At 66.1% G+C, this 25,012-nt stretch carries 18 protein-coding genes, 1 tRNA gene and 1 pseudogene; 10 read left to right on the top strand and 10 right to left on the bottom strand.

Annotated elements, in window-relative coordinates; all coding sequences use genetic code 11:
• Positions 1-2: 2 nt before the first annotated feature.
• On the bottom strand, positions 3-908 hold the full coding sequence (locus EV656_RS05430) for an EamA family transporter (protein WP_132600491.1): 906 nt from the start codon (positions 906-908) through the stop codon (positions 3-5).
• Positions 909-949: 41 nt separating this feature from the next.
• Positions 950-2,272: a signal recognition particle-docking protein FtsY gene (gene ftsY / locus EV656_RS05425; RefSeq protein ID WP_425057167.1), complete on the bottom strand. Its 1,323-nt coding sequence runs from the start codon at positions 2,270-2,272 to the stop codon at positions 950-952.
• A gap of 733 nt (positions 2,273-3,005) precedes the next feature.
• On the opposite strand from ftsY, the gene EV656_RS05420 reads away from it, so the two are divergent.
• Complete coding sequence (locus tag EV656_RS05420; protein ID WP_132600485.1) at positions 3,006-3,404, top strand: hypothetical protein; 399 nt, start codon at positions 3,006-3,008, stop codon at positions 3,402-3,404.
• Between the two features lie 28 nt (positions 3,405-3,432).
• Here EV656_RS05420 and EV656_RS05415 read toward each other — a convergent pair whose 3' ends face one another.
• Positions 3,433-4,833: an MORN repeat-containing protein gene (locus EV656_RS05415; protein ID WP_132600482.1), complete on the bottom strand. Its 1,401-nt coding sequence runs from the start codon at positions 4,831-4,833 to the stop codon at positions 3,433-3,435.
• Between the two features lie 168 nt (positions 4,834-5,001).
• Here EV656_RS05415 and EV656_RS05410 point away from each other — a divergent pair, with 168 nt between their 5' ends.
• The 6 genes and pseudogenes from EV656_RS05410 to EV656_RS05385 all read left to right on the top strand — a co-directional run.
• A complete protein-coding gene (locus EV656_RS05410) occupies positions 5,002-6,660 on the top strand; it encodes an NAD+ synthase (RefSeq protein ID WP_132600479.1) in 1,659 nt (552 codons plus the stop codon).
• 313 nt (positions 6,661-6,973) lie between these two features.
• Positions 6,974-8,071 carry an ABC transporter ATP-binding protein gene (locus EV656_RS05405; protein WP_132600476.1) on the top strand — a complete coding sequence of 366 codons (1,098 nt, stop codon included), beginning with the start codon at positions 6,974-6,976 and terminating at the stop codon, positions 8,069-8,071.
• Between the two features lie 81 nt (positions 8,072-8,152).
• The gene (locus EV656_RS05400; protein ID WP_132600473.1) at positions 8,153-9,259 is read left to right on the top strand and encodes an extracellular solute-binding protein; all 1,107 of its coding nucleotides are present in this window, start codon (positions 8,153-8,155) and stop codon (positions 9,257-9,259) included.
• A gap of 95 nt (positions 9,260-9,354) precedes the next feature.
• Entirely contained in the window at positions 9,355-9,645 is a 291-nt protein-coding gene (locus EV656_RS05395; protein WP_132600470.1) for a DUF1330 domain-containing protein, read from the top strand.
• Positions 9,642-11,408 carry an ABC transporter permease gene (locus EV656_RS05390; protein WP_132600467.1) on the top strand — a complete coding sequence of 589 codons (1,767 nt, stop codon included), beginning with the start codon at positions 9,642-9,644 and terminating at the stop codon, positions 11,406-11,408. Before EV656_RS05395 ends, EV656_RS05390 begins: the two co-directional genes overlap by 4 nt.
• 10 nt (positions 11,409-11,418) lie before the next feature.
• A pseudogene (locus EV656_RS05385) lies at positions 11,419-12,273 on the top strand (ABC transporter permease); the annotation flags it as partial.
• Between the two features lie 49 nt (positions 12,274-12,322).
• Here EV656_RS05385 and EV656_RS05380 read toward each other — a convergent pair.
• The 7 genes from EV656_RS05380 to EV656_RS05350 are packed head-to-tail and all read right to left on the bottom strand — an operon-like array spanning position 12,323 to position 18,615.
• Entirely contained in the window at positions 12,323-13,252 is a 930-nt protein-coding gene (locus EV656_RS05380) for an AEC family transporter (RefSeq protein ID WP_132600461.1), read from the bottom strand.
• On the bottom strand, positions 13,252-14,052 hold the full coding sequence (locus tag EV656_RS05375; protein ID WP_132600458.1) for an MBL fold metallo-hydrolase: 801 nt from the start codon (positions 14,050-14,052) through the stop codon (positions 13,252-13,254). The genes EV656_RS05380 and EV656_RS05375 overlap by 1 nt, the downstream gene beginning before the upstream one ends.
• Positions 14,049-14,858, bottom strand: coding sequence for a TatD family hydrolase (locus EV656_RS05370; RefSeq protein WP_132600455.1), 810 nt, complete (start codon positions 14,856-14,858; stop codon positions 14,049-14,051). The genes EV656_RS05375 and EV656_RS05370 overlap by 4 nt, the downstream gene beginning before the upstream one ends.
• On the bottom strand, positions 14,855-16,006 hold the full coding sequence (locus EV656_RS05365) for a DNA polymerase III subunit delta' (RefSeq protein ID WP_132600451.1): 1,152 nt from the start codon (positions 16,004-16,006) through the stop codon (positions 14,855-14,857). The genes EV656_RS05370 and EV656_RS05365 overlap by 4 nt, the downstream gene beginning before the upstream one ends.
• On the bottom strand, positions 16,003-16,629 hold the full coding sequence (gene tmk / locus EV656_RS05360; RefSeq protein WP_132600448.1) for a dTMP kinase: 627 nt from the start codon (positions 16,627-16,629) through the stop codon (positions 16,003-16,005). Before tmk ends, EV656_RS05365 begins: the two co-directional genes overlap by 4 nt.
• Positions 16,629-17,792, bottom strand: a complete 1,164-nt coding sequence (locus EV656_RS05355) for a D-alanyl-D-alanine carboxypeptidase family protein (protein WP_132600445.1) — start codon at positions 17,790-17,792, stop codon at positions 16,629-16,631. Before EV656_RS05355 ends, tmk begins: the two co-directional genes overlap by 1 nt.
• A 28-nt stretch (positions 17,793-17,820) precedes the next feature.
• Positions 17,821-18,615: an SPOR domain-containing protein gene (locus EV656_RS05350; RefSeq protein ID WP_132600442.1), complete on the bottom strand. Its 795-nt coding sequence runs from the start codon at positions 18,613-18,615 to the stop codon at positions 17,821-17,823.
• A 278-nt stretch (positions 18,616-18,893) separates the two neighbouring features.
• Here EV656_RS05350 and EV656_RS05345 point away from each other — a divergent pair.
• The 3 genes from EV656_RS05345 to EV656_RS16485 all read left to right on the top strand — a co-directional run bounded on the left by EV656_RS05345 (position 18,894) and on the right by EV656_RS16485 (position 25,005).
• Positions 18,894-18,981 (top strand) — tRNA-Ser (locus tag EV656_RS05345).
• A 189-nt stretch (positions 18,982-19,170) separates the two neighbouring features.
• A complete protein-coding gene (locus tag EV656_RS05340) occupies positions 19,171-19,908 on the top strand; it encodes a dienelactone hydrolase family protein (RefSeq protein WP_132600439.1) in 738 nt (245 codons plus the stop codon).
• A 267-nt stretch (positions 19,909-20,175) separates the two neighbouring features.
• On the top strand, positions 20,176-25,005 hold the full coding sequence (locus EV656_RS16485) for an ExeM/NucH family extracellular endonuclease (protein WP_165918939.1): 4,830 nt from the start codon (positions 20,176-20,178) through the stop codon (positions 25,003-25,005).
• The last annotated feature ends 7 nt before the right edge of the window (positions 25,006-25,012 follow it).

Raw genomic sequence — 25,012 nt, 5'->3', positions numbered from 1 at the left:
CCTCAGCCTCCCATTTCCACGATCACCGCGCCGGCGGCGATCAGCCCCATCAGTGCCAGGCGCCGCGGTCCCACCTTTTCGCCCAGCAGCAGCCAGCCGATCAAGGCCGCAAACACGGTCGAGGTTTCGCGCAGCACCGCGGCCTCGCCCACCTTGTCCAGCCGGGTGGCCAGCATGATCGCCCCGAAGCTGAAGAAGGCCACAAACCCGCCGGTCAGCCCCCGCAGCAACAGCGGCCCCGGCGCGGGCCTGTGTGTCATGCTCGCCCACCGGGCGGCGGCCAGCCAGGGCATCACCGTCAGCCCGTCGATGAAGAAGAACCACGCCAGAAAGGTAAATGGGTTCGCTGTGGCGCGAATGCCATAGGCATCATAGGTGGTGTAAAGCGCGACGAAGGCCCCGGTCAGCACCGCCAGCGCCAGCGCGGGCTTCAGCGTGTCGCGGTCCAGTTCCCAGTGTATCAGGTTGTAGCGCGCCAGCCCAAAGATGCCGGCCAGCAAGACCGCCACGCCCAGCCACTGCACAAGGGTAAAGGTTTCCCCGAACAGCAGCCCCGCGCCGATCACGGTGAACAGCGGGCCGGTGCCGCGCACAACCGGATAAACCACCGTGTAGGCGCCCTTGGTATAGGTGTACCCCTGCGAGATCTTGTAGCCCAGGTGGATCAGGAACACCCAGCCGAAGATCGGCCACATATGGGGTTCGGGCCAGGGCACGACGAACAGCGCAAAGGGCGCGGCCATCATCCCGTAGGAAAAATCGATCGCGCCCCGGCTGAGCCACGGGTCATGCCGCCCCTTTTGCAGGGCGCCGAACACCGCGTGCAGCAGCGCGGCCAGCAATGCCAGCGCCAGGGCAAGGGTGTGCCCGGCCTCGGTGCCCTCGATCCCGGTCAGCCACTCAGCCATGCCGCGCCCCCCGGCCGGTCAGGGGCGCGGTCGCGTGCCGGTCAGCCATCTATACCGGCCAGCGCGTCGGCGAATTCCTCGGGGTCGAAGGGGGCCAGGTCGTCGATCTTTTCGCCCACGCCGATGGCGTGGATCGGCAGGCCGAACTTGTCGGCCAGGGCCACCAGCACGCCGCCCTTGGCGGTTCCGTCCAGCTTGGTCATCACCAGACCCGACACGTCGGCCATCTTGCGGAAGGTTTCGACCTGGCTCAGCGCGTTCTGGCCGGTCGTGGCGTCCAGCACCAGCAGCGTGTTGTGCGGCGCGGTCTCATCGCGCTTGCGGATGACGCGGACGATCTTTTCCAGCTCGGCCATCAGATCCTGGCGGTTCTGCAACCGCCCCGCCGTGTCGATCATCAGCAGGTCGGCGCCCTCGGTCTCGGCCCGGGCCATGGCGTCATAGGCCAGGCTGGCAGGGTCGGACCCCTCGGGCGCGGTCATCACCGGCACGCCCGCGCGGTCGCCCCAGACCTGCAACTGTTCCACTGCCGCGGCGCGGAAGGTGTCGCCGGCGGCGATGATCACGGATTTGCCCGCATCGCGGAACTGGCTGGCCAGCTTGCCGATCGTGGTGGTCTTGCCCGAACCGTTGACGCCCACCACCAGCACCACTTGCGGCTTTTTCGGGTACAGCGGCATCGGCACGGCGACGGGATCCATGATCCGGGCGATTTCATGGGCCAGCAGGCCCTTGATCTCGTCCACCGACAGGCGTTTGCCGAACCGGCCCTCGGCCATGTTGGCGGTCACGCGCATGGCGGTGTCCACGCCCATGTCGGCGGTGATCAGCAACTCTTCCAGGCTTTCCAGCATGTCGTCGTCCAGCTCGCGCTTGATGACGGTGCGCTTGCCGCCCCCCAGCACGCGCCCGAACAGGCCGCGGCGTTCGGGTTCCTCTGCGGATTGCTCGTCCTCCAACGCGGCCAGCGCCGATTGCGGGCGGTCATCGGACGGCGCGGGCGCCGTGTCAGGTACGGGGTCGGAGCCCGGTTCCGCCGGGGGCAGGTCGGGCGTTACCCAGGCCGAGGGCTGCGCCGGCTCTTGCGGCGCTTCGGGGATTGGCGGCTCTTGCGGGGCGGGCTGTGCCTCGGGTGCGGGCTGTTCCTCGGGCTGCTCTGCGCTGCGGTTCAAGAAGCGGCCGAAGAACCCCTTGCGCCCCGCGGTGTCGTCCGTTTGCGGAAGGTCCGTGCCGGTGTCGCCGCCGGGCAGATCCGACGGGGGCAGCGGGGGCAGTTCGTCGGGCGCGGCCGGCGGGGTTTCCGCGGGCGCGTCAGGCAATTCCGCCGGCGGGGTGGGGGGCGTTTCGACCGGCGGCGCCGGCAGTTCCTCCGGCGGCGTGGGGCGCGGTTCGGGGATGGGTTCCGGCGCGGGTTCCGGGGCCGGGGGCAGTTCGGGGTCCGGTTCCGGGGCCTCTTCCGGTTCCGGCATGGGAATCGGGGTGGGCTCGGGCTGTGGCGCAGGCTCCGGCTCGGGGATAATTTCGGGCTCGGGCTCGGGCTGCGGTTCTGCGGCCTGCCACGGGGCCGGGTCCGGCTCTGCCGCCGGGGTGGGGGCCGGGTCCGGTGCAGGCTCTGCCTTGGGTGTTTCGGCGGGCCGGTCCGCGACCGGGCCTTCGTCCATGTCGTCCAGCGGGGCCGGGGGCGGCGGCATCCGCTCGGCGTCCGGCGTCACCGCCTGATCCGCGCCCAGCACCAGCGGTTCGGGGGCGTTGGGGGGCTGTTGCGCGGCGTCGGGCTGGGTCACCTCTTCTTCGGTGCCCCCCTCCTGCACGATGGCCTCCAGCCCCTCCTCGATCTTGGAGGAAGATTTCCGCAACCGGTTTCTGAGTTTGCTGAACAATGCCATGTCGCCTCCTGCCGGGCCTTGGCCTGGCCCTGCCCTGACCTATGCGCATTCGCCGCGATATGGAAGGGTCGCCGTCCGGCCCGCGACCGTGCCATCCTGCCAAGCGCGCCGCGCCCGCGCCATGCCACCCGGCGCCGCAGTTCCTCGCCCCTCTGGTCAATCGTGCGGCGATCTGGCACGCTGGCACACGCGTTCCCGGACCGGAGGCCCCATGCGCCGCACCCTTGCCGCCCTTGCCGTTGTCGCCGCCCCGCCCGCGCTGGCGCAAGAGCCGATGAGCGCGGCGGAATTCGACGCCTATGCCACCGGAAAGACGCTGTATTACGCGACCGGTGGTCAACCCTACGGGGCAGAACAATACCTGCCGCAGCGACGGGTGATCTGGACCTTTCTGGATGGTGATTGCGTCGAGGGCAGCTGGTACGAGGCGGACGGCCTGATCTGTTTCAGCTATGACCGCGATCCGGGCAATCCCCAGTGCTGGAGCTTTTTCCGCGCGCCCACGGGGCTGACCGCGCGGTTTGAGAACGACCCGGCAGCAACTCAGCTGATCGAGGTGGAGCAGAGCCGCGAACCGCTGATCTGTACTGGCCCCGAGGTCGGGGTCTGAACGCGCCTGCCGCGCGGGCCGCGGCGGTCTACTCGACCGTGCCGGTGGTCAAAACGCCATCCTTCCAGGTGCCGCGTTCCTCTTCGCCGCTTGCATAGCGCATGACCCCGTCGCCCTCGCGCTTGCCCATGGCAAAGGTGCCCTCGTAGACATCGCCGTTCGCATAGGTGGCCCGGCCCTGGCCGTGGAACTTGCCAGCCTTCCAGCCGCCTTCGTAGGTGAACCCGTCGGCCATGGTGATGGTGCCCTGGCCGTCGCGCTGGCCCTGGACGTATTCGCCGGTATAGACCGAGCCGTCGGCATAGCTGGCCGTCCCTTGCCCGTGGCGCAGGCCGTTTTTCCATTCCCCTTCGTAGGAATAGCCGCCCGGATAGGTGATCGTCCCCTGCCCGTCATAGGCGGCGTCCTTGAATTCACCTTCATAGACCTGGCCGTCGGGGAAGGTGGCGCGGCCCTTGCCCTCGATCACGCCGGCGACCCAGTCCCCCTCGTAGGTGGAGCCGTCGGTATAGACGACCTTGCCGATGCCTTCGGGCAGGTCGTTGGCGAAACTGCCGACATAGATGGTGCCGTCGGGATAGGTCAGGGTGCCTTCGCCCTCCATCCGGCCGGCGACCCACTGGCCCTCATAGCGGTAGCCGTCCGCCCCGATGAAGGTGCCCATGCCGTGGCGTTTGTCGGCCTCGTAGTCACCCTGATAGACATCGCCGTTGGCGTAGGTGACCTTGCCGGTCCCGTGGCGTTCGCCGTCAACGAAATCGCCCTCGTAGATGTCGCCGTTGGGCTGGGTCAGGCGGCCGGTGCCGTTCATGCCGCCATCCGACCATTCGCCGGTATAGGTCAGGCCCTCGGGGGTAATCAGCGTCCCCGTGCCCGCGCGTTCGCCGGCCTTCATCTCGCCTTCGTAGATGCGGCCGCCGGGGTAGGTGATCTTGCCCTTGCCCTCTTTCACGCCGCCGACCCAGGTGCCCTCGTAGACATAGCCGTTGGGGCTGGTCATGGTGCCCACGCCGTGGTGCACGGCGTTGCGGAACTCGCCCTCGTAGCGCACGCCGTTGGCATAGACCGCGACGCCGGTTCCGGTGATTTCGCCCTCGACCCACTCGCCCTCATAGGTGCCGCCGTCGGCGAAGGTGATCTTGCCCATGCCGTGGGGCTTGCCGTCCTTGAACTGCCCCTCGTAGATCGAACCGTTCACCAGCCGCGCGACGCCCTGGCCCTCTATCCGGCCCTCGACCCACTCGCCGGTGTATTCATAGCCGTTGGGCAGCCGGTAGGTGCCGGTGCCGTGCTGCTTGCCATCCTTGAAGGTGCCTTCGTAGATGCCGCCGTCATCGTATTGCCGGGTGATGACCTCGTCGGTGTCCTGCGCCTGGGCCGTTCCCGCAAGCATAACGAATCCCACCAGCGCTGCGCGCGATACTGCCATGCCTGCCTTGTGCACTTTCGCCCCCTTGGCCCTGCCTCTGCGGTCTCTGATGAAAGCGGGCAAACCCTAGATTAGGTGCCTCAGGCTGACAACGGTTTTCGCTATCTATCGGCTTTCACTTGCCTGTAAGTCTGCTAAGACGCGGGAAAGATGCAAGGGGATGGGGTCATGGCCGACAGCTTTCGCCTGACGCTGGCGCAACTCAACCCCACGCTGGGGGCGCTGGCCGCAAATGCCGACAAGGCCCGCGCCGCCTGGGAAGAGGCGCGCCGCGCCGGTGCCGATATGGTGGCCCTGCCGGAAATGTTCGTGACCGGCTACCAGGTGCAGGACATCGTGGCCCGGCCCGCCTTTGCCGCCGATGCCATGGCCCATGTTGCCGCGCTGGCCCGCGAATGCGCGCAGGGGCCCGCGTTGGGGATCGGCGCGCCCTTTGCCGCGCATGGGCACCTCTACAACGCCTATTACATCTGCCAGAACGGCGCGGTCACCGCGCGCATCTTCAAGCATCACTTGCCCAACGACGGGGTGTTCGACGAAAAGCGCATCTATGACAGCGGCCCGATCAACGGTCCCTACACCGTAGGCCCGGTGCGCATCGGCACGCCGATCTGCGAGGATGCCTGGTTCGACGACGTGACCGAGGCGCTGGCCGAAACCGGCGCCGAAATCCTGATGGTGCCCAACGGCTCGCCCTATCACCGGGGGAAGTTCGATCACCGCATGTCGCTGATGGTGGCCCGCACGGTTGAAACCGGGTTGCCGCTGGTCTATCTGAACCTGACCGGCGGGCAGGACGATCAGGTGTTCGACGGCGGATCCTTCGTGCTGAACCCCGGCGGGCAGCTGGCCCTGCAGATGCCCCTGTTCGACGAGGGGCTGGCCCATGTGGATTTCACCCGCACGCCCGAGGGCTGGCGCGCCGAGCTGGGCGCGCGCGCGGTGCATCCCGATACGTGGGAACAGGATTACCGCGTCATGGTCACGGCCCTGCGCGACTACCTGGGCAAAAGCGGGTTTTCCAAGGTGGTGCTGGGTCTGTCGGGCGGGATCGACAGTGCGCTGGTGGCTGCGATTGCCGCCGATGCCATCGGGCCGGACAACGTGCGCTGCGTGATGCTGCCCTCGGAATACACCTCGCAGCATTCGCTGGAGGATGCCGCCGCCGTGGCCCGTGCCTTGGGCTGCCGGTTGGACGAGGTGCCGATTACCGGACCCCGCGCCGCCGTGACAGAGGCGCTGTCGCCGCTGTTTGCAGGTCGCGACCCCGACGTGACCGAGGAAAACATCCAGTCCCGCCTGCGCGGGCTGATCTTGATGGCGCTGTCCAACAAGTTCGGCGAGATGCTGCTGACCACCGGCAACAAGTCAGAGGTCGCGGTGGGCTATGCCACGATCTATGGCGACATGGCGGGCGGCTACAACCCGATCAAGGATCTGTACAAGACGCGGGTGTTCCAGACCTGCCGCTGGCGCAACGAAAACCACCGTGACTGGATGATGGGCCCGGCGGGCGAGGTGATCCCGCCCCGCGTGATCGACAAGCCGCCGAGCGCCGAGTTGCGCGAGGATCAGAAGGACGAGGACAGCCTGCCGCCCTACGACGTGCTGGACGCGATCCTGGAAGGGCTGATCGACGACGAGAAATCGGTGGCCGAACTGGTCGAGGCCGGATTCGACCGCGACACCGTCAAGCGGGTCGAGCATCTGATCTATATCAGCGAATACAAGCGCTTTCAGTCCGCCCCCGGCGCGCGGCTGACGCGCCGCGCGTTCTGGCTGGATCGCCGCTATCCCATTGTGAACCGCTGGCGCGATCCGTCCTGACGCCCGCAGCCGCTTGCCAACGCGACCAAGGACTGCCCAGGGGCGGCAAAAATCGCTGAAATTTCTAGCATTTCAGGGGCCGTCCGGTGGCCTGCCGGGGGCTGGCCCTCACATTTCCGGCTGGGCGTGATACCACGGCGCTGCGACACGCTTTCGGTTTTGTCCTTGGAAAAAAAGGAAAATTCCGAGTTAGAACCTGAGGTAACTTCTGCGTTGCAACTGACGCATGACATGTTACCGTCTTGGGTAAGAGCCTGAAAGGCCGATACACAGGGGCCCAGCCAGGGCGCCGCGATGCAACAGGGGGTATCGCTTGACCGCTTCGACGGACGATGCGTTCGTGGTCTTTGACCGCGTTCAGAAAAGCTATGACGGCGAAACGCTGGTGGTGAAGGATCTCAACCTTTCGATCGGAAAGGGCGAATTCCTGACAATGCTGGGGCCCTCGGGGTCGGGCAAGACGACCTGCCTGATGATGCTGGCGGGGTTTGAGACCGCCACCCATGGCGACATCCTGCTGGACGGCCAGCCCATCAACAACATCCCGCCGCACAAGCGCGGAATCGGCATGGTGTTCCAGAACTATGCCCTTTTCCCCCACATGACCGTGGCCGAGAACCTGGCCTTCCCGCTGGAGGTGCGCAATATCGGCAAGTCCGAGCGCGAAGCCAAGGTCCGGCGCGCGCTGGACATGGTCCAGATGGGCGATTTCGGTGGCCGCCGACCGGCGCAATTGTCCGGCGGTCAGCAGCAGCGTATCGCGTTGGCCCGCGCGCTGGTGTTCGAGCCCGAACTGGTGCTGATGGACGAACCGCTGGGCGCGCTGGACAAGCAGTTGCGCGAACACATGCAGTTCGAGATTACCCGGCTGGCCCACAACCTGGGCATCACCACGGTCTACGTGACCCACGACCAGACCGAGGCGCTGACCATGTCGGACCGCGTCGCCGTGTTCGACGATGGCCGCATTCAGCAACTTGCCCCGCCCGATGAACTGTACGAGCAGCCGAAAAACAGCTTCGTCGCGCAATTCATCGGTGAAAACAACACGCTGATGGGCACCGTCAAGGAAATCAACGACGGTGTGGCCCTGGTCGAGCTGGACGATGGCGAGTTGATCGACGCCAAGCCGGTGAATGTCGCCGAACCCGGTGAACGCACGCTGGTCTCGATCCGCCCCGAGCGGGTGGAGATCAGCAAGGACCGGCTCAGCCCCGATGCGCATCTCATCCACGCCGAGGTGCTGGAATTCATCTACATGGGCGACATCTACCGGACCCGGCTGCGCGTGGCCGGCAACGAGGATTTCGTCATCAAGACCCGCAACGCCCCCGACCAGCCCCGCCTGAAACCCGGCGAGAAACTGGAAATCGGCTGGTTGCCGGAAGATTGCCGCGCGCTCGACGCCTGAGCGCCGGCCAAGCCCCGCCCGAAGCCCGATCTGCGCGGGGCATAGAAAACCCAAAAGGGCGCACAACAAGGAGAGAACCGCATGAAACTCAAAAGCATTCTGCTGAGCACGGGCATTGCCCTGGTCGGCGCGCCGATGGCGCTGGCACAGGAGATGGCCGATTCCATGACGCTGGTGTCCTGGGGTGGCGCCTATCAGCAAAGCCAGATCAACGCGTATTCCGACCCCTACAAGGAAATGCATGAGGGTCTGACCGTCGTCTGGGACGAAAGCTCGAACGAGGCCGTGGCCAAGCTGCGCGCGATGAACGAGGCCGGCAACGTCACCTGGGATCTGGTGGACGTGACCGCCGCCGACGCGATGCGCCTGTGCGACGAAGGCCTGGCGATGGAAATCGACCACGACGAGATGCTGGCCCCCGCACCCGACGGCACGCCCGCCTCGGATGATTTCGGCGAAACCATCGTCAGCGACTGCTTCATTCCGCAGATCGTCTACTCGATCACCTTCGGCTATCGGCAGGACATGGTCGGCGACACGCCGCCCGAAAGCGTCTGCGCGATCTTCGACACCGAAACCTACCCGGGCAAGCGCAGCCTGGAAAAGCGCCCGATCAACAACGTGGAATGGGCGCTGCTGTGTGACGGCGTGCCGAAGGACGAAATCTACGACGTCCTGGAAACCGAAGAGGGCCAGGACCGCGCGCTGGCCAAGCTGGACACCATCAAGGACGACGTGATCTGGTGGTCGGCCGGTGCGGACACGCCGCAACTGCTGGCCGATGGCGAAGTCGTCATGGGCTCTACCTATAACGGTCGTCTGTTCAGCCTGATCGCCGAGCAGGGCCAGCCCGTGAACATGCTGTGGGACGGCCAGGTCTACGACCTTGACGGCTGGATCATTCCCGAGGGTCTGCCCGAGGATCGTCTGGCGCGCGCGATGGACTTCGTGAAGTTCGCCACCGATACCCAGCGTCTGGCCGACCAGGCCAAGTACATCTCTTACGGCCCGGCCCGCGCGTCGTCGGCGCCGCTGGTGTCCACCCACGCGACCCTGGGCATCGAGATGGCCCCGCACATGCCGACCGATCCGGCCAACGCGCAGAACACCTTCCTGCAGAACTTCGAATGGTGGGCTGATTACCGCGACGACCTGGACGCCAAGTTCCAGGCCTGGCTGGCCAAGTAAGCAAGGGCCACGGGCGCGCCCCGCTGCGTGCCCGGCCCAAGACCCGCGGCGGCGTGACCTGCGCCGCCGCGCCCAGAACCCCGGAGAACGCGACGATGCCCAAGGGATACATCATCGGTCATATCACCGTGACTGACCCCGAGGCCTACCGCGAATATATCGAGCGCGACACGCCGATCCTGGAAAGCCACGGTGGACGTTTCGTCGTCCGCGGCGGCCGCAGCGAAGTGGCCGAGGGCACGGCCCACGACCGCCATGTGGTGATCGAGTTTCCCAGCTACGAAGCGGCGCGCGCCGCCTACGAAGACCCCGCTTACCAGGCCGTTGCTGACATCCGCCGCAGCAGCGCCGACAGCGTCATCATCCTTGTGGAGGGGACCGGATGAGCACCCTGAACAGTTCAGGCCCGCAGACCGCCGATGCGCCCACCCCCGACGACGCGTTTCACGAGGCCACCGGCCTGGACGCGCGCGAGTCGCAGCCCCCGCACGGGTCCGGCGATGGCGATGGCCCCGTTCTGGCCGCAGATGGCCGCCCGCTGAAGCAAAGCCTGAAACGTGCGTTGCGCGCGCAGAAGCTGCGCGCCCTGATGCTGATCGCGCCGTTGCTGATCTTCGTGCTGGTGACGTTCATTGCCCCGATCGCGGACATGCTGTTCCGCTCGGTCGAGAACCAGATCGTTTCCGACACGCTGCCGCGCACGACCCAGGCGCTGGCCGGTTGGGACGAGGACAGCGGCGCGATGCCGCCCGACAACATTCTTGCGGCCTTTACCTATGACATGGTGGCCGCCGCCGAGCGCAAGGAACACACGCGCCTTGGCACCCGCCTGAATTACGAGATGACCGGCATCTCTTCGCTGTTCCGCAAGACCGGGCGGCGGGTCGACGATTTCGGTGAAACCTACCTGGACCAGTTCGAGGCACTGGACCCCGCCTGGGAAGAGGCCAAAACTTGGGTGCGCCTGATGGGCGATCCCGACTGGCTGGCCGCGAACGCCGATTGGGCCGCAGAGGCAGACGCCGCGGGGCGCGATTTCGACAAGCCGGCGCCGCCGTTCGAGTTGAAACCCGGCATCGCCGCCGCCCTGCCGGAAACGGCCGACGCCTATGCCGAGTTTGCCCGCATCACCCAGGTCGAGGACGAGGACAACCCCGCCGAAGAAGAACCCTGGGCGCCCGTCTATCTGGCGCTTTTCCGCGATCTGGCGAAACAACCGGCCCCGGATTTCGCGGCGCTTGCCGCGCCCGACCGTGCGCTGCTGGCCCCGGCGGCGCAGGCGGTGCCCGATTTCGAGACCGTGGCCCTGGCCGACCTGTACATCAAGGCGGATGAGGATTGGGCCGACCCCGAGGTCTGGAAGACCATCAAGGCGTTCTCGCCCGACTATACCTCGGGCTATTTCCTGGCATCGGTCGACCTGCAAAAGACCGTGGACGGCGTCAGCGCACAGCCCGAGGATCGCCAGATCTACATGTTGCTATTCAAGCGCACGCTGTTCATGAGCATGGTCATCATGGGATCCTGCGTCCTGCTGGGCTATCCGATTGCCTACCTGCTGTCGAACCTGCCCATGCGCACCTCGAACCTGTTGCTGATCCTGGTGCTGCTGCCCTTCTGGACCTCGCTGCTGGTGCGCACCTCGGCGTGGAAGGTGCTGTTGCAGCAGCAGGGGGTGATCAATGACATCCTGGTCTGGGCGCATATCGTCGCCGACGACGCGCGGCTGGTGATGATCAACAACCAGTTCGGCACCATCGTGGCGATGACGCATATCCTGCTGCCCTTCATGATCCTGCCGCTCTATTCGGTGATGAAGACGATCCCGCCATCCTATGTCCGCGCAGCGAAATCGCTGGGCGCGACCAACTGGACGGCCTTTTGGCGGGTCTATTTCCCGCAATCGGTGCCGGGGATCGGCGCAGGCTGTATTCTCGTGTTCATCCTGGCCATCGGTTACTACATCACGCCCGAACTGGTCGGCGGCACGACGGGCACCTTCATTTCCAACCGGATCGCCTATCACATTTCCAGCTCGCTCAACTGGGGCCTTGCGGCCGCTTTGGGCACGATCCTGCTGGCGGTGGTGCTGATCCTCTACTGGCTGTACGACCGGCTGGTGGGCATCGACAACGTGAGCCTGGGGTAACGAGATGTCACAGATGGACCTGCCTCCCTACGCGACGCTCGGCCAGAAGATCTGGCATTACGGGTTCCTGGTAATCTGCGGGCTGATCTTCTTTTTCCTGATCGCGCCGATCATGGTCATCATCCCGCTCAGCTTTAACGCCGAGGATTTCTTTACCTTCACGCCCGAGATGCTGGCCTTCGACCCCGAAGGTTATTCGCTCAAGCACTATCGGGATTTCTTCACCAATCCCGACTGGCAGCAGGCGTTGTGGAACTCGGTCAAGATCGCGCCGGCGGCGACCTTCCTGTCGGTCACGCTGGGTACGCTGGCGGCCATCGGGCTGAGCCAGGATCACGTGCCCTTCCGTCGTGCGATCATGGCGATCCTGATCTCGCCAATGATCGTGCCGCTGATCATCTCGGCGGCGGGGATGTATTTCTTCTATTCGCGGATCGGGCTGCAGGGCACCTATCTGGGCGTTGTTCTGGCCCACGCGGCCCTGGGCATTCCCTTTGTCATCATCACGGTGACGGCAACCCTGGTAGGGTTCGACCGCTCGCTGACGCGGGCGTCGGCCAGCCTTGGCGCGGACCCGGTGACGACGTTTTTCAAGGTGCAGATGCCGCTGATCCTGCCCGGCGTGATTTCGGGCGGGCTGTTTGCCTTTATCACCTCGTTTGACGAGGTCGTCGTGGTGCTGTTCGTCGGCTCGGCCAATCAGCAGACGCTGCCCTGGCAGATGTTCACCGGCCTGCGCGAACAGATCAGCCCGACGATCCTGGCGGTTGCGACGATCCTGGTGGTCATCTCCATCGCGCTGCTGACCACGGTCGAGATCCTGCGCCGCCGCTCGGAAAAGATCCGCGGGATGAGCCCGGGCTGATAACCTTTCGGCCGGAGGGAACATCGAGAGTTTCCTTCCGGCCCGCTGCCTATGGCAGCAGGGCCAGCCACACCCAGACTGTCAGGATCGACAGGGCCGTCCCGACCAGCACCGAGGACGCCGCCACCCGCCGCGCCGCGCCATACATGTTGGCAAAGATATAGGCGTTCACGCCCGGTGCCATCGCCGCCGTCACCACGGCAGAGCGCATGGGCCCGACATCCAGCGCCAGCCCCCGCGCCATCAGCCAGACCACCGTGGGATGCACCAAGAGAGAGATCGAAACCGCATAGGCGATGGTGCGCAAATCGCCCTCTGGCCGATACCGCACCAGCACGCCCCCCAACCCGAACAGCGCCGCAGGCAGGGCGGCGCGGATCATCAGGTCCAGCGCCTCGGTCACGACGCCGGGCAGGGTCAGCCCCGACAGGTTCACGGCCAGCCCCAGCGTGATGCCGATGACCAGCGCATTGCGGAACATCGCCCGGCCAATCGCGCCCGCCGTGCGCACCAGTCCCGCGCCCTGGTTGCGGGCAATTTCCATCGCGGTCAGCCCGATCCCATAGCAAAAGGGCGAGTGCATCGCGATGATGGCGTAGTTGGCCTCCAGCGCGTCGGCGCCATAGGCCCGTTCGGTGATCGGCAGGCCCAGCAGCAGCGAGTTCGAGAACAGCCCGACAAAGCCGATGGCGACGCTGTCCTCCCAGCTGCGCTTGAACAGCAGACGCGCGCCCAGCAGGCCCAGGATGAACCCGGTCACCGCCCCGGTGTAAAAGCTGAGCAAAAGCCGCCATTCGAAGCTTTGCCCAAGGTCCAGGGTGGACACCGCGCGGAACAGCAGGCAGGGGATGGCAAAGTTCTGCGTGAACTTCATCAGCCCATCCACGCCCGCATCGGTGAACAGCCCGCGCCACACCGCGACATAGCCGAAGCCCAGCACCAGAAAGACGGGAAGGATGACCTCGATCAGCGCCTGCATCAGGCGGGCAGGCTCAGCACCATCCCGTCATGGGCGGGGGTGATGTGATCGGCGGTTTCGGCGGCGACGGTGTCGTAATCCATGTCGATATGCATATTGGTCAGCACCGCGCGGCGCGGCGCGATCCGTTCGATCCAGTCCAGCGTCTTTTCCAGGTGCAGGTGGGTCGGGTGCGGGTTGTAGCGCAGCGCATCGATCACCAGGATCTCCAGCCCCGCCAGCACGTCCCAGCTTTCTGGATACATCTCGATCACGTCGGGCATGTAGGCCAGCCCGCCGATGCGAAAGCCCAATGCGTCGATTGCGCCGTGGTTCATGCGGAAGGGGACCGCCGTGATCCGCCCGCCCGCGCCGTCGATGCTGACGGGCCCGTCAATCGTGTGCATTTCCAGGATCGGCGGATAGGGCGATCCCTCTGGCTGGGTGAAGGCATAGCCGAACCGGGAATACAACGCGTCCTGCGTCGCCCCGTCCGCCCAGACGGGCAGGCGCTTGCGCGTGTTGAACACGATCTGGCGCAGGTCGTCGATGCCGTGGACGTGGTCCGCGTGGGCATGGGTGTATAGCACCGCGTCCAGTTCGCCCACGCCGGCCTGCAACAACTGGCCGCGCAGGTCGGGCGTGGTGTCGATCAGAACGCGGGTCAGGCCCTGCGGACCCTCACGCTCGATCAGCATGGAACAGCGCTGGCGCCGGTTGCGGGGGTTTTCGGGGTCGCAATTGCCCCAATGCCCCCCCAGGCGCGGCACGCCCCCGGACGAGCCGCAGCCCAGGATCGTATAGCGGATCACCCCGGTCACGCGGGCGCCTGCGCGGAAACGGTTTTCCAGAACAGCCGCTCGAAATTGGCCTGGGTCTGCGCGGCAAAGGCCGCATAATCCATGCCGAACAGATCGGCCCCCACCTGCGCGGTATGCACGCTGAAGGCCGGTTCGTTCCGCTTGCCGCGATGGGGCGGGGGCGCCAGGTAGGGCGCGTCGGTTTCGACAAGGATACGGTCCACCGGGGCCGCGGCGAAGATTTCGCGCAACTCCTTAGACTTGGGAAAGGCCGCGATGCCCGACATCGACAGGTAGAAGCCCAGATCCAGCGCCGCGCGGGCCAGATCCGCGCCGGAACTGAAGCAGTGCATCACGCAGGAATAGGCGCCGGTCTTGTATTCCTCGGTCAGGATGCGGGCCATGTCCGCGTCCGCGGCGCGGGCATGGATGATCAGCGGCAGGCCGGTTTCGCGCGCCGCCGCGATGTGGATGCGCAGGCTGTGTTGCTGCACCTCGGCGGACTCGGCGGTGTAGTGGTAATCCAGCCCGGTTTCGCCGATGCCCACGAATTTCGGGTGGCGGGCCAGCGCGACCAGTTCGTCCACCGTGGCCATCGGTTCCTCGGCCGCGCTCATCGGGTGGGTGCCTGCGGCCCAATAGACGGGGGCGTAGGCATCCGCGATGGCGCGCACCTGATCCACCTGGCGCAGGCGGGTGCAGATCGTGACCATGCGCGTGACGCCGGCCTGTTGTGCCCGGTCTAGCACCAGTTCCAGTTCATTGGCGAAATCGGGGAAATCCAGGTGACAATGGCTGTCGGTGATTTCGGGTCTGTCGTCACTCATGCGGGGGTGCCTCGGGCAGTCAGGCGGCCGGCGATGTCGTCGATCCTGTGCACGGTATCAAGGATGAGCGAGGCGGGGTCAAGGTTGACGGCCTTGCCCTGGCGTGCCCGCGCGCTCAGCGTTTGCGCGGCCTCGGCCCAGCCCCGTGCCGCATGGGCATCGGGCGATAGCCGGGCCAGCATCGCGGCCTCGTCTTCGGCGGCCTCTGGCGGGGGCTGACCGGTGGCGCCGGTGCGGGCCAGCCGGGACAGAAGCAATTCTATCAGGCGCAGGGCCAGATCCAGCCGCGCCTCGGCGCCCTTGCCGGTGACGGATTGGGCCAGCGCGATGGTGCGGGGGCGGTCCATGCGGGGGTGACCGGCCAGCAGCGCCACCAGTTCGGAATAAAGTGTCAGCCCGTCCAGTTGCAGCAGGCGCAGCGCCTCGCCCACCGACCCGCCCGACAGTTCGGCCAGCGCGCCTGCGCCCTCGCCGGGCGCATGACCGGCCTGGGCCAGCGCCTGGGCCATGTCCGGGGGCGCAAGCGGCGAGAGCCGCAATTCCCGGCAGCGCGAGCGGATCGTTGGCAACAAGCGCGCGGGTTGATGGCTGACCAGCAGCAGGGTTGCGCGCGCGGGCGGTTCCTCCAGCAGTTTCAGCAGGGCGTTGGCGGCGTTGGGGTTCATCTCGTCGGCGCTGTCCACGATGACCACGCGCCGCCCGCCCTCTGTCGCGGACAAGCCAAAGAAGGCGTGCAGCTTGCGCACCTCGTCCACGGTGATGACGGTTTTCAGGCCCTTCTTCTTGTCGTCCCAGGCCCGGCGCAGCAGGAACAGGCCCGGATCGGACAGTGCGGCGATGCGGTGGGCAACGGGGTGATCGGGGGCGATGGCCAGGCTGTCCGGGGCAGGGGGGGCATCGCCGAACAGCCCGGCGCCCTGCGGTTCTGCCGGTTGGGCCAGCAGGAAGCGCGCGATGGACCAGGCCAGCGTTGCCTTGCCCACCCCGTGCGGGCCGGTCAGCAGCCAGCCGTGATGCATCCGCCCGCCGGAAAACGCCTCCAGGAACGTGGCTTCGGCGGCGCCTTGGCCGATCAGTCGGGCGGTTTCGCGGGGGTGGGGAGCGCCCTCGATCCGGTCGGGTTCGGGCAGGTCGTCGGGCGCGGTCATGCCAGGGCCCCCCTGACCAGCGCGGCGATTTCGGCGGCGATGTCATCCGTGCTGCGCTGTGCGTCCACCACCTGGCAGCGGTCGGGAAATTCCCGTGCCAGGTCCAGAAACCCCGCGCGCATCCGGGCCTGCATCCCTTCGCCGAAATCTTCGAACCGTTCCTCGGTGCCGTTGCGGCCTTTCGCGCGGGCCAGCCCCAGGCCCGGGTCCATGTCCAGGATCAGCGTCAGGTCAGGATCCTGTCCGATCATCAGCGCATGCAGACGGTCCACCGCCCCGCGCAGATCGCCCCGCGTGATCCCTTGATAGACACGCGTGGAATCCGCAAAGCGGTCGCAGATCACCACCTTGCCCGCGGCCAGGGCGGGGCGGATCGTCTTTTCCAGATGGTCGCGGCGGGCGGCGGTGAACAGCAGCAGTTCGGTTTCCGCAGACCAGCGGTCGGGGTCGCCCTCCAGCACCAGGCGGCGGATTTCCTCGGCGCCGGGGCTGCCGCCGGGTTCACGGGTCAGCACCACCTGGTGCCCCTCGGTGCGCAGGGTATCGGCCAAACGGCGGGCCTGGGTGGATTTGCCCGATCCGTCGATCCCCTCGAAACTGATGAACCGCCCGGCCCCTGGCATCAGAGGCCGGCGTCCTGCACCCCGAAACGGCGCATCAGAACTTGCGCGGCGGTGCGCAGGCGCGGCACGAACCCACCACGGGCGACGGCGCGCTCGGCCACCAGGGGCACGCGGACCGGCGCCAGTTCGGGCCGGTTGATGACCAACTCGCCCAGTTCCTGCCCCTCGGCGATGGGGGCGATCACGGGCGAGCGATAGGTGATCTCGGCCTCTACATCCTCGCGCACGACGGCGGGCAGCAGCATTTCGATATCGGCGGGCACGACAAGCGAGACCTGCTCGATCTCGCCCAGCCAGACGCCGGTTTCAGCCAGGCGCTGGCCCTCGCGCAGGATCTTGCGCTGCACGAATTGGCGGAAGGCCCAGTTGACGATGCGCTCTGCCTCTTCGGCGCGCTGCTCGGCGGTGTCCAGCCCCGAGATGACGAAGGTCACCCGACGCCCCGCCTGCAACGCGGACCCGACCAGGCCATAGCCCGCCTCGGAGGTATGGCCGGTCTTCAGCCCGTCGGCGCCGATCCCCAGCCCCAACAACGGGTTGCGGTTGAAACGGTTCTGCGGCGCGCGCCCGTCAAAGGGAAACTCCCGCTCGCTGAAATAGCCGTAATATTCGGGAAATTCGTCGATCAGCCGCTGCGCCAGGATCGCCAGATCCTTCATGCTCATCCGCTGGTTGGGATGGGGCCAGCCGCTGGCATTGGCGAAGGTGGAGTTTTCCATGCCCAGGGCCTGGGCGCGTTCGGTCATCAGGCGGGCGAATGCCTCTTCGGTGCCGGCCAGCCCCTCTGCCACCACAACGCAGGCGTCGTTGCCCGACATCACGATGATGCCCTGGATCAGTTCCTCGACCGTGGGGCGGTCGCGTTCGTTCAGGAACATGGTGGAGCCGCCCATCGCCTTGGCCCGCTCTGACACGGAAAACCGGGTCTGCAGCGTTACCCGCCCGTCATGCAGCGCCTCGAACAGCATGTTCAGCGTCATCAGCTTGGACATGGAGGCCGGGGGCAGCGGCTGTTGGGCGTTCTTTTCCAGCAGAACGGTGCCGGTGGACTGGTCGATCACGTAGGCGGCCTTGGCGCGTGTCTCAAAGGCCGCGCGCGCGGGCAGGGCCAGCACCATCACGGCCAACGCGGCTACAGCCAGGCGGAGCAAGGGGGGGCGCATGGAACCTCCTGTCATTGGGCGGGGCCGGTCAGTTGGTTACGAAATAGGCATCCGAATACCCCAGCCCCTTGACCTTTTCCAAGAGCTGGGCGCGTTCCGTGGCAGTGCCGGCCGGGCCGACCACGACCCGCCAGAAACGTTTGCCGCGGCTTTCCTGATCATAGACCGTCGGCACGACCCCGGCCTGGCGCAATGTCTCGCCGGTGCGGGTGGCGTTGGCCTGAACGCTGAAGATGCCGACCTGGATATAGGGCTTGGCAAGCGCAGAGGCCTGCGGCTGTCGGGGGGCGGGGGTCGGGGCGGGGTCCGGTTCGACGGCCTCGGCGCTTGCAATCGCGGCGGCTGCGGCGGCCAACGGTTCGCTGTCGATTTCCCCGTCCGGGGGCGGGGTGGTTTCGGCCTCTTCGGTGACGGGCACGGCGGTTTCGTCGCGGCGCAGCGCGGTCACGTTCAACTCGGCCGGTTGACCGGATACCATGCCCAACGCCTCTGCCGCGTCCGAGGAGACCTGCAACGCGGCACCCGTTGCGGGCCGGTCGCGCCGGAACAGCGCGCCGATGACGAATTTCCCGTTGGCGGAGTTGCGAATGATCACGCGCTCGGGGTCGGTGACATCGGGATAGGCGACCCATACGCCCCCCAGCGAGGGCCGTCCGTCCCACAGCGCGGTTTCGGTGACCTGGAAAACCTCGGGCGCCTCGACATCGCGTTCCACCAGGCGTGTCGCGGTCGCCGGTGTGCTGCCGCCCTCTGCGTCGGGCGGCGAGGTCAGAAAGCCGAACGGTCCGCCTTGCTGGCAGCCGCTCAGGGCTGAAACGCTCACGAGAAATACCGCCAGAGCTGCGATACGGTTTGCCTGCATGCCGTGCCCCCTTGCCGCGCGGTGCGGTCCGCGTCTGGTCGTTCTGCGATACGGATCGTCGCGGCCGGCCAGTCCGGTCGCGGTCCGCGCGAAATGATAGCGACAGGCCCGGCACAAGGAAAGCCTGCCGCCGCCGGTGTGGCAAAAAACGGCCCTTGCCGCTTTCAGAATCGCGGATGACGGCCTATGCGTGAATGCCCGGCGGGACGGCGCCATCACGCCACCGCCGCCGCCGGAACGGAAGCGTGGCAGAGTGGTCGAATGCACCGGTCTTGAAAACCGGCGATGGGCAACCATCCGTGGGTTCGAATCCCACCGCTTCCGCCATGTTCCTGCCCTGCCTGTCCCCAGTCATTGCAACGACGTTAAGCGCGGGCGGCTATGTCCCACCGGCACGGCGCACCGTTGCATGGGCCGTCCCCTGGATTTGCCCCGTGGAAAGAGCGCCCCATTTTTTCGGTTGGATCGCGATGCGCCAGCTGCCGCGTATCCGACCGGGAAAGGGAGGGAGACCCGATGCGACTTGGATCGTTTTTCGCCGCTGCGATGATCGCGGCAACGCCGAGCCTGGCCGAGGATGTGGCCTACACCGTCGATGGCAACAGCTTCACCGGCTACTGGGCGGCGGCCGAGCAGCCCAGGGGGCTGGTTCTGATCGTGCATGACTGGGACGGCATGACCGGGTACGAGCGTCAGCGCGCCGACATGCTGGCCGCGATGGGCTACAACGCCTTCGCGCTGGACATGTTCGGGGATGAAACGCCGACCGAAACCGTGGATCACCGGCGCGCGGCCACCGGGGCGCTATATGGCGACCGGGGGCGCATGCGCGCGCTGTTGCGGGCGGGCGCGGAACAGGCGCTTGCGCGATCTGCGACGACCGACATGGTGGTCATGGGCTACTGTTTCGGCGGCGCCGTCGCGCTGGAAATGGCGCGCAGCGACATGGCGGATATGGCGCGGGGCTACACCACCTTTCACGGCGGGTTGTCGACCCCCGAAGGCCAGTCCTGGGACGGGGACGAACCACCCATCCTGGTCCTGCACGGGGGCGCGGACACGTCGATCACGATGCAGGATGTGGCGACCTTCGCAACCGAGATGGAAGCCGCTGGCAACACCTACACGATCGAGGTCTATTCGGGGGCGCCTCACGCCTTTACGGTATTCGGTTCGGGCCGCTACCAGGCGCGTGCCGAGCAGGCGAGTTGGGCGGCCTTCTCGGAGTTCCTTGCCTCGGCGCTGCCAGAGTAACGCCCTGACCCACAGGCGCTGGCTGTGCCGCCCCTTGGGGCAGCGCGGCCAGCGTTGCGGTGCGCGGGCCTGGCTGGTGCAGCCGCCCGGCCATTGTAGCAAAACATTTAACTTTTCTAGGGCGAATTGTCACACACCGCCGTCATCCAAGTCCCGTCTGTGAACTGGCACCTCCCGATCGTGAATCAGGGGGTGGAAATGCGGCCGTAATTGGGGGCCGGGCGCGCGGCCGTGTCTGGGCCGCCTAGGGGATTTGGGAGTATTCCTGTGAGCATCACTTTTCGCCTGAACGAAATCGTCGGCAGCACGACCGGCGCTGATATCGAATTCGTGGAACTGATCGGTACGCCCGGCGCCAGCCTGGATGGGCTGAGCCTGATCGTCGTCGAAAGCGATGACGGCGGCAGCTATGGCACGATCGACCGTCGTGTCGATTTCGGTGCCGGCGACACGATCGGCGACAACGGCTATTTCCTTGTCGGCAATGCCAGCGTGCTGGGCACCTATGGCGTCACCCCGGATGTCGAGATCCCGGACAACTGGATCGAGAATTCCTCTTACACCGTTGCGCTGGTTCAGACCTCGACCCTGTCGGGCGAGGCCATCACCGGCAGCGAAACCGTACTTGACGGTGTGTTCTTCTCTGACGGCGACGCGGCGGATGCCTCTGCCTTTGAAGGGTTGGTCGAGATCGAGGCCTTTGGCGGCAGCAGCGTTCAGGCCGGTGTCTACCGCCTGGTCGGCCCCGAGGTCGCGGCCGCCCGCGACGATTACGGGATTTCCAGCTATACCAACGACCCCGCGGTAAACACCCCCACCCCGGCCGGCCCCGCCGAGGACAACGGCAATGGTGGCGAAGAGGCGCCCGAAACCCTGGTGATGATCCACGCGGTTCAGGGCGGCGGCCAGTCCACCGAGCTTGCCGGCCGGACCGTCACGGTCGAGGGCGTGGTGACCCGCGTCTTCCTGGGCGATAACGAGATCGAGGGCTTCTTCCTGCAGGAAGAGGATGCCGATGCGGATGCGGATGCCACCACCTCCGAGGGGATCTTCATCTACGCGCCGGGCCTGAACCCGGGCGATGTGGCCGAGGGCCAGATCGTTTCGGTGACCGGCACGGCGGGCGAGTTCGGCGGTCAGACCCAGATCGCCCTGTCCTCTTACGAAATCGCCGATGCGGGCGACAACAGCGCCCTGGTCACGGCGACCGACCTGTTCTCTGTCGATGCGGATGCGCGCGAACAGCTTGAGGGCATGCTGGTTTCGATGGACGAGGTGACCGTCACCGAAACCTACTACCTGGCGCGCGACAACCAGTACATGGTGTCCGAGGGTGGCAAGCTGCAGCAATACACGCAGGTCATCACGCCGGGCACTGCGGATGCCTATGTCTACCAGGCCTACAGCGAGGCGAACGCCAACCGCTCGGTCTTCATCGACGATGGTTCGGATCGCTATGACGAACAGAACCCGGCCGATATCGAGGTGATCGACGGCAACGACGGGTCGCTGGATGGCACCGATACCTTCTCCATGGGGGATACGCTGACCAACGTGACCGGGGTGATGTCGGTGGACTTCAACTCGTTCAACAGCGATGAGTTGGAAGTGCGCGGCGCGCGAGGCGACTATCAGGACACCGATGTCCTGCAGGAAACCCCGCCGCAGATCGAGGGCGACCTGAAGGTCGGTTCCCTGAACGTGCTGAACCTCTTCACCACGATCGATACCTACGGGGCCGAGACCGAAACCGGCGACGACCCGCGCGGCGCCGATAGCACCAGCGAATATGACCGTCAGCTGACCAAGCTGGCCAACCAGATCGTCGCGCTGGACATGGATGTTCTGGGCCTGCAGGAACTGGAAAACAACAGCCATGACAGCGCCGTTGCCGCGCTGGTCGAGGCGGTGAACGACCAGCTGGGTGCCGAGGTTTACGCCTATGTGGCCACCGGCCTGACCGGCATCGGGGACGATTTCCCGGACGCCGAACAGCAGCAGCCGATCACCAACGGCATCATCTACAAGCAGGATGTCGTGCAGCAGGTCGGCGAAACCGCCGTACTGGCCAGCGCGGAATTCCTGGATCCCAACGAAACCGGCGACGTGCGGAACCGCCCTGCCGTCACCGCCAGCTTCGAGGTGGTCGAGGGCGGCGCCGCCGGTCAGGTCATCACCGTGTCGTCGAACCATCTCAAGTCCAAGGGATCGTCGGGGCTGGATGCTGGCGACGCGTCCAACCCGGACAGCGACCAAGGCGACGGCCAGGGCTTCTGGAACGACACCCGCGCCAAGGCCGCGGCCGAACTGGCCGATTGGCTGGACACCAACCCGACCGGGGTCGATGCGCAGAACACGCTGATCGTGGGCGACCTGAACTCTTACGCCGGTGAGGATCCGCTGGCAGCCCTGCAAGAGGCCGGTTACGTCAACACCCTGGCGGCCGATCAGGGCGCGGACACCTCGTCCTACGTCTTCGGCGGCGAGTGGGGCACGCTGGACTATGTGATGGGCAAGGGCACCGCCTTTGATTGCGACACCGCGAACGGTGATTTCGACGCCGCGGTGTGGAACGCGAACTCGCCCTTCGCCACGGTCTTTGACTACGACCAAAGCTATGAGCCCACCCCGGCGGGCGACCAGGATCTGTACGACGAAACCGATCCGTTCCGTGCCAGCGACCACGACCCGATCATGGTGGGTCTGGATCTGGAACAACTGCCGATGGACGATGTCGCGGTGATCGACAAGTTCGGTTTCCAGCGCGTCGATGTTCTGGGCAACGACCCCGAGGGCTACGAGATCCTGGGCGTCAACGGGATGGAGTTCACCTGGCCCGGCCGCTGGCTGATCCTGCGTGACGACGACGGTGCCTACCAGGGGCTGGCCCGCCTGTCGGAAGATCGCGAGGCGCTGCTGGTCAACTCTCGCTGGGATCTGGCCGACCTGTCGCTGGATGTCACCGTTGGCGGCACCGCCGAGGATGGCACGCAGGTCGAATACGTCACCGACCTGGACATCCGGGTTTCGGACTACACGCTGGAACTGCTGCACGTCGCCGACCAGGAGGGGGGTGCCAACTCGGTCTTCGATGCGCCGAACCTCTCGGCCGTGATGAACGCGCTGGAGGCGCAGGACCTGGGCGATGACGGCCAGGTGGACAACACGATCCGCCTGTCCTCGGGCGATGCCTTCATTCCGGGCCTGTTCTACTCGGCCTCCGAGGCGCTGTTCGGCGCTGGCGGTGTTGCCGACATGCAGATCCAGAACGAACTGGGCTTCGACGCGATTGCCTTCGGCAACCACGAGTTCGACTTCGGCACCGAGGCGCTTGCCGCGCTGATCGACGGCTCGGCCGCCGGACGGTTCGGTGAACTCTTCGATGATCCGTTCTACTTCCTAGGCACCGACCTGTTCTACCGCGAGTTCCAGGGCGCCGAGTTCGCCTATCTCTCGACCAACCTCGATGTCTCGACCGATGCGAACCTGGCCCCGCTGGAGGCCGAGGGCGGCCAGTGGTCGGAACTGGTCAAGGGGACCGTGACCACCTCGACCGTGGTCTACGAGAACTTTGAACCGATCGGGGTTGTGGGCGCTACCACGCCGACGCTGGACCGGATTTCCAGCCCGGACGATGTCACCATCTCGCCCGAGTGGGCCGATACGGTGCCGACTGCCGACGAGCTGGACGCGCTGGCCGCTGAAATCCAGTCCGAGGTGGACGCCCTGCTGGAGGCCAACCCGCGGATGGACAAGGTCATCCTGCTGGCCCACATGCAGCAGATCGACATCGAGGTGGAACTGGCCAGCCGCCTGTCGGGGGTCGACATCATCGTCGCGGGCGGGTCCAACACCCGCCTGATGGACGAAAACGACCGCCTGCGTGACGGGGACACCGCCCAGGGCGAATACCCGATCTTCGTGGAAAATGCCGACGGGGGTCAGACGGCGGTGGTCAACACCGACGGCTCTTACAAGTATGTCGGCCGGCTGGTCATCGACTTCGACGCTAATGGCGAGATCATCGCCGAAAGTTACGACGCCGAGGTCTCGGGCGCCTATGCCACCGATGACGCCGGCGTCGCGGCCCTGGGCGCCGAGGATCTGGTCGATCCCGAGGTTCAGCGCCTGGCCGATGCGGTTCAACAGCAGATCCTGGAAACCGAGGGCAACGTCCTGGGTGTCTCCGAGGTCTTCCTGAACGGCAACCGCTCGGGTGTCGACACCGCCACGGACCCCGATGGCGTGCGGACCCAGGAAACCAACCTGGGCAACCTCAGCTCTGACGCGAACCTGTGGTACGTGAACGAGTATTTTGACGGCACCGGCACGGTGTTCGAGGATGTGGAGTTCGTTGTCTCGATCAAGAACGGCGGCGGTATCCGGGCCTCGATCGGCCAGACCCTGGTGCCGCCGGGCGGTTCCGAGGCGGTGCGCACCGTCAACCAGGAAATCCTGGACGAGACCGGCACCGTTGTGAAACCCGAGGGTGGCATCAGCGAGAACGACATCGCCACGACGCTGGCCTTCAACAACGGTCTGGCGATCGGCCTGATGGATGGCGCCGAACTGCTGGCCGCCATCGAGCATGGCATCGACGCGCTGCCGCGGGTTGCCGGCCAGTTCATCCAGACCTCGGGGCTGATGTTCTCCTTCGAAAGCTACGACAACGAGGGCGAAACCGATTACCGGATCGTCGACGCGGCCGTGGTTGATGGGGACGGCAACATCATCCAAGTTCTTGCCCAGGACGGCGTGGCCAACGAGGCCGCCGCCGAGCAGGAATTCGGCGTGGTCACCCTGAACTTCCTGGCCGGTGGCGGCGATGGCTACACCTTCCCCGATTGGTTCGAGTTCGACGACCTGTCGGATCAGGAGGTGGAAACCTACGCCAACGGTTCGGCGATCTTTGCGCAGGACTTCACCGAACAGGACGCGCTGGCCGAGTACCTGCTGGAATTCCACGCCCCCGAGGCAGGCACGCCCTACGCCGAGGCCGATACCGGCCGGGATGAGGACATGCGCATCCAGAACCTCGACTACCAGTCGGGCCTGGAACTGGGCGAGATGGTGGACGAGTTCCTGCTGGCCGTCTGACCGGGCA

The sequence above is a fragment of the Rhodovulum adriaticum genome, from assembly GCF_004345735.1.
In the GTDB taxonomy this organism is placed as follows: Bacteria; Pseudomonadota; Alphaproteobacteria; order Rhodobacterales; family Rhodobacteraceae; genus Rhodovulum; species Rhodovulum adriaticum.
This window is presented reverse-complemented; position numbering and strand designations above follow the sequence as displayed.

What these genes read in the sequence shown, in the direction of transcription:
- EV656_RS05430 (WP_132600491.1), bottom strand. Translation starts at nt 908, where the DNA reads ATGGCTGAGTGGCTGACCGGGATCGAGGGCACCGAGGCCGGGCACACC.
- EV656_RS05420 (WP_132600485.1), top strand. Translation starts at nt 3,006, where the DNA reads ATGCGCCGCACCCTTGCCGCCCTTGCCGTTGTCGCCGCCCCGCCCGCG.
- EV656_RS05415 (WP_132600482.1), bottom strand. Translation starts at nt 4,833, where the DNA reads ATGGCAGTATCGCGCGCAGCGCTGGTGGGATTCGTTATGCTTGCGGGA.
- EV656_RS05410 (WP_132600479.1), top strand. Translation starts at nt 5,002, where the DNA reads ATGGCCGACAGCTTTCGCCTGACGCTGGCGCAACTCAACCCCACGCTG.
- EV656_RS05400 (WP_132600473.1), top strand. Translation starts at nt 8,153, where the DNA reads ATGAAACTCAAAAGCATTCTGCTGAGCACGGGCATTGCCCTGGTCGGC.
- EV656_RS05395 (WP_132600470.1), top strand. Translation starts at nt 9,355, where the DNA reads ATGCCCAAGGGATACATCATCGGTCATATCACCGTGACTGACCCCGAG.
- EV656_RS05390 (WP_132600467.1), top strand. Translation starts at nt 9,642, where the DNA reads ATGAGCACCCTGAACAGTTCAGGCCCGCAGACCGCCGATGCGCCCACC.
- EV656_RS05380 (WP_132600461.1), bottom strand. Translation starts at nt 13,252, where the DNA reads ATGCAGGCGCTGATCGAGGTCATCCTTCCCGTCTTTCTGGTGCTGGGC.
- EV656_RS05370 (WP_132600455.1), bottom strand. Translation starts at nt 14,858, where the DNA reads ATGAGTGACGACAGACCCGAAATCACCGACAGCCATTGTCACCTGGAT.
- EV656_RS05365 (WP_132600451.1), bottom strand. Translation starts at nt 16,006, where the DNA reads ATGACCGCGCCCGACGACCTGCCCGAACCCGACCGGATCGAGGGCGCT.
- tmk (WP_132600448.1), bottom strand. Translation starts at nt 16,629, where the DNA reads ATGCCAGGGGCCGGGCGGTTCATCAGTTTCGAGGGGATCGACGGATCG.
- EV656_RS05355 (WP_132600445.1), bottom strand. Translation starts at nt 17,792, where the DNA reads ATGCGCCCCCCCTTGCTCCGCCTGGCTGTAGCCGCGTTGGCCGTGATG.
- EV656_RS05340 (WP_132600439.1), top strand. Translation starts at nt 19,171, where the DNA reads ATGCGACTTGGATCGTTTTTCGCCGCTGCGATGATCGCGGCAACGCCG.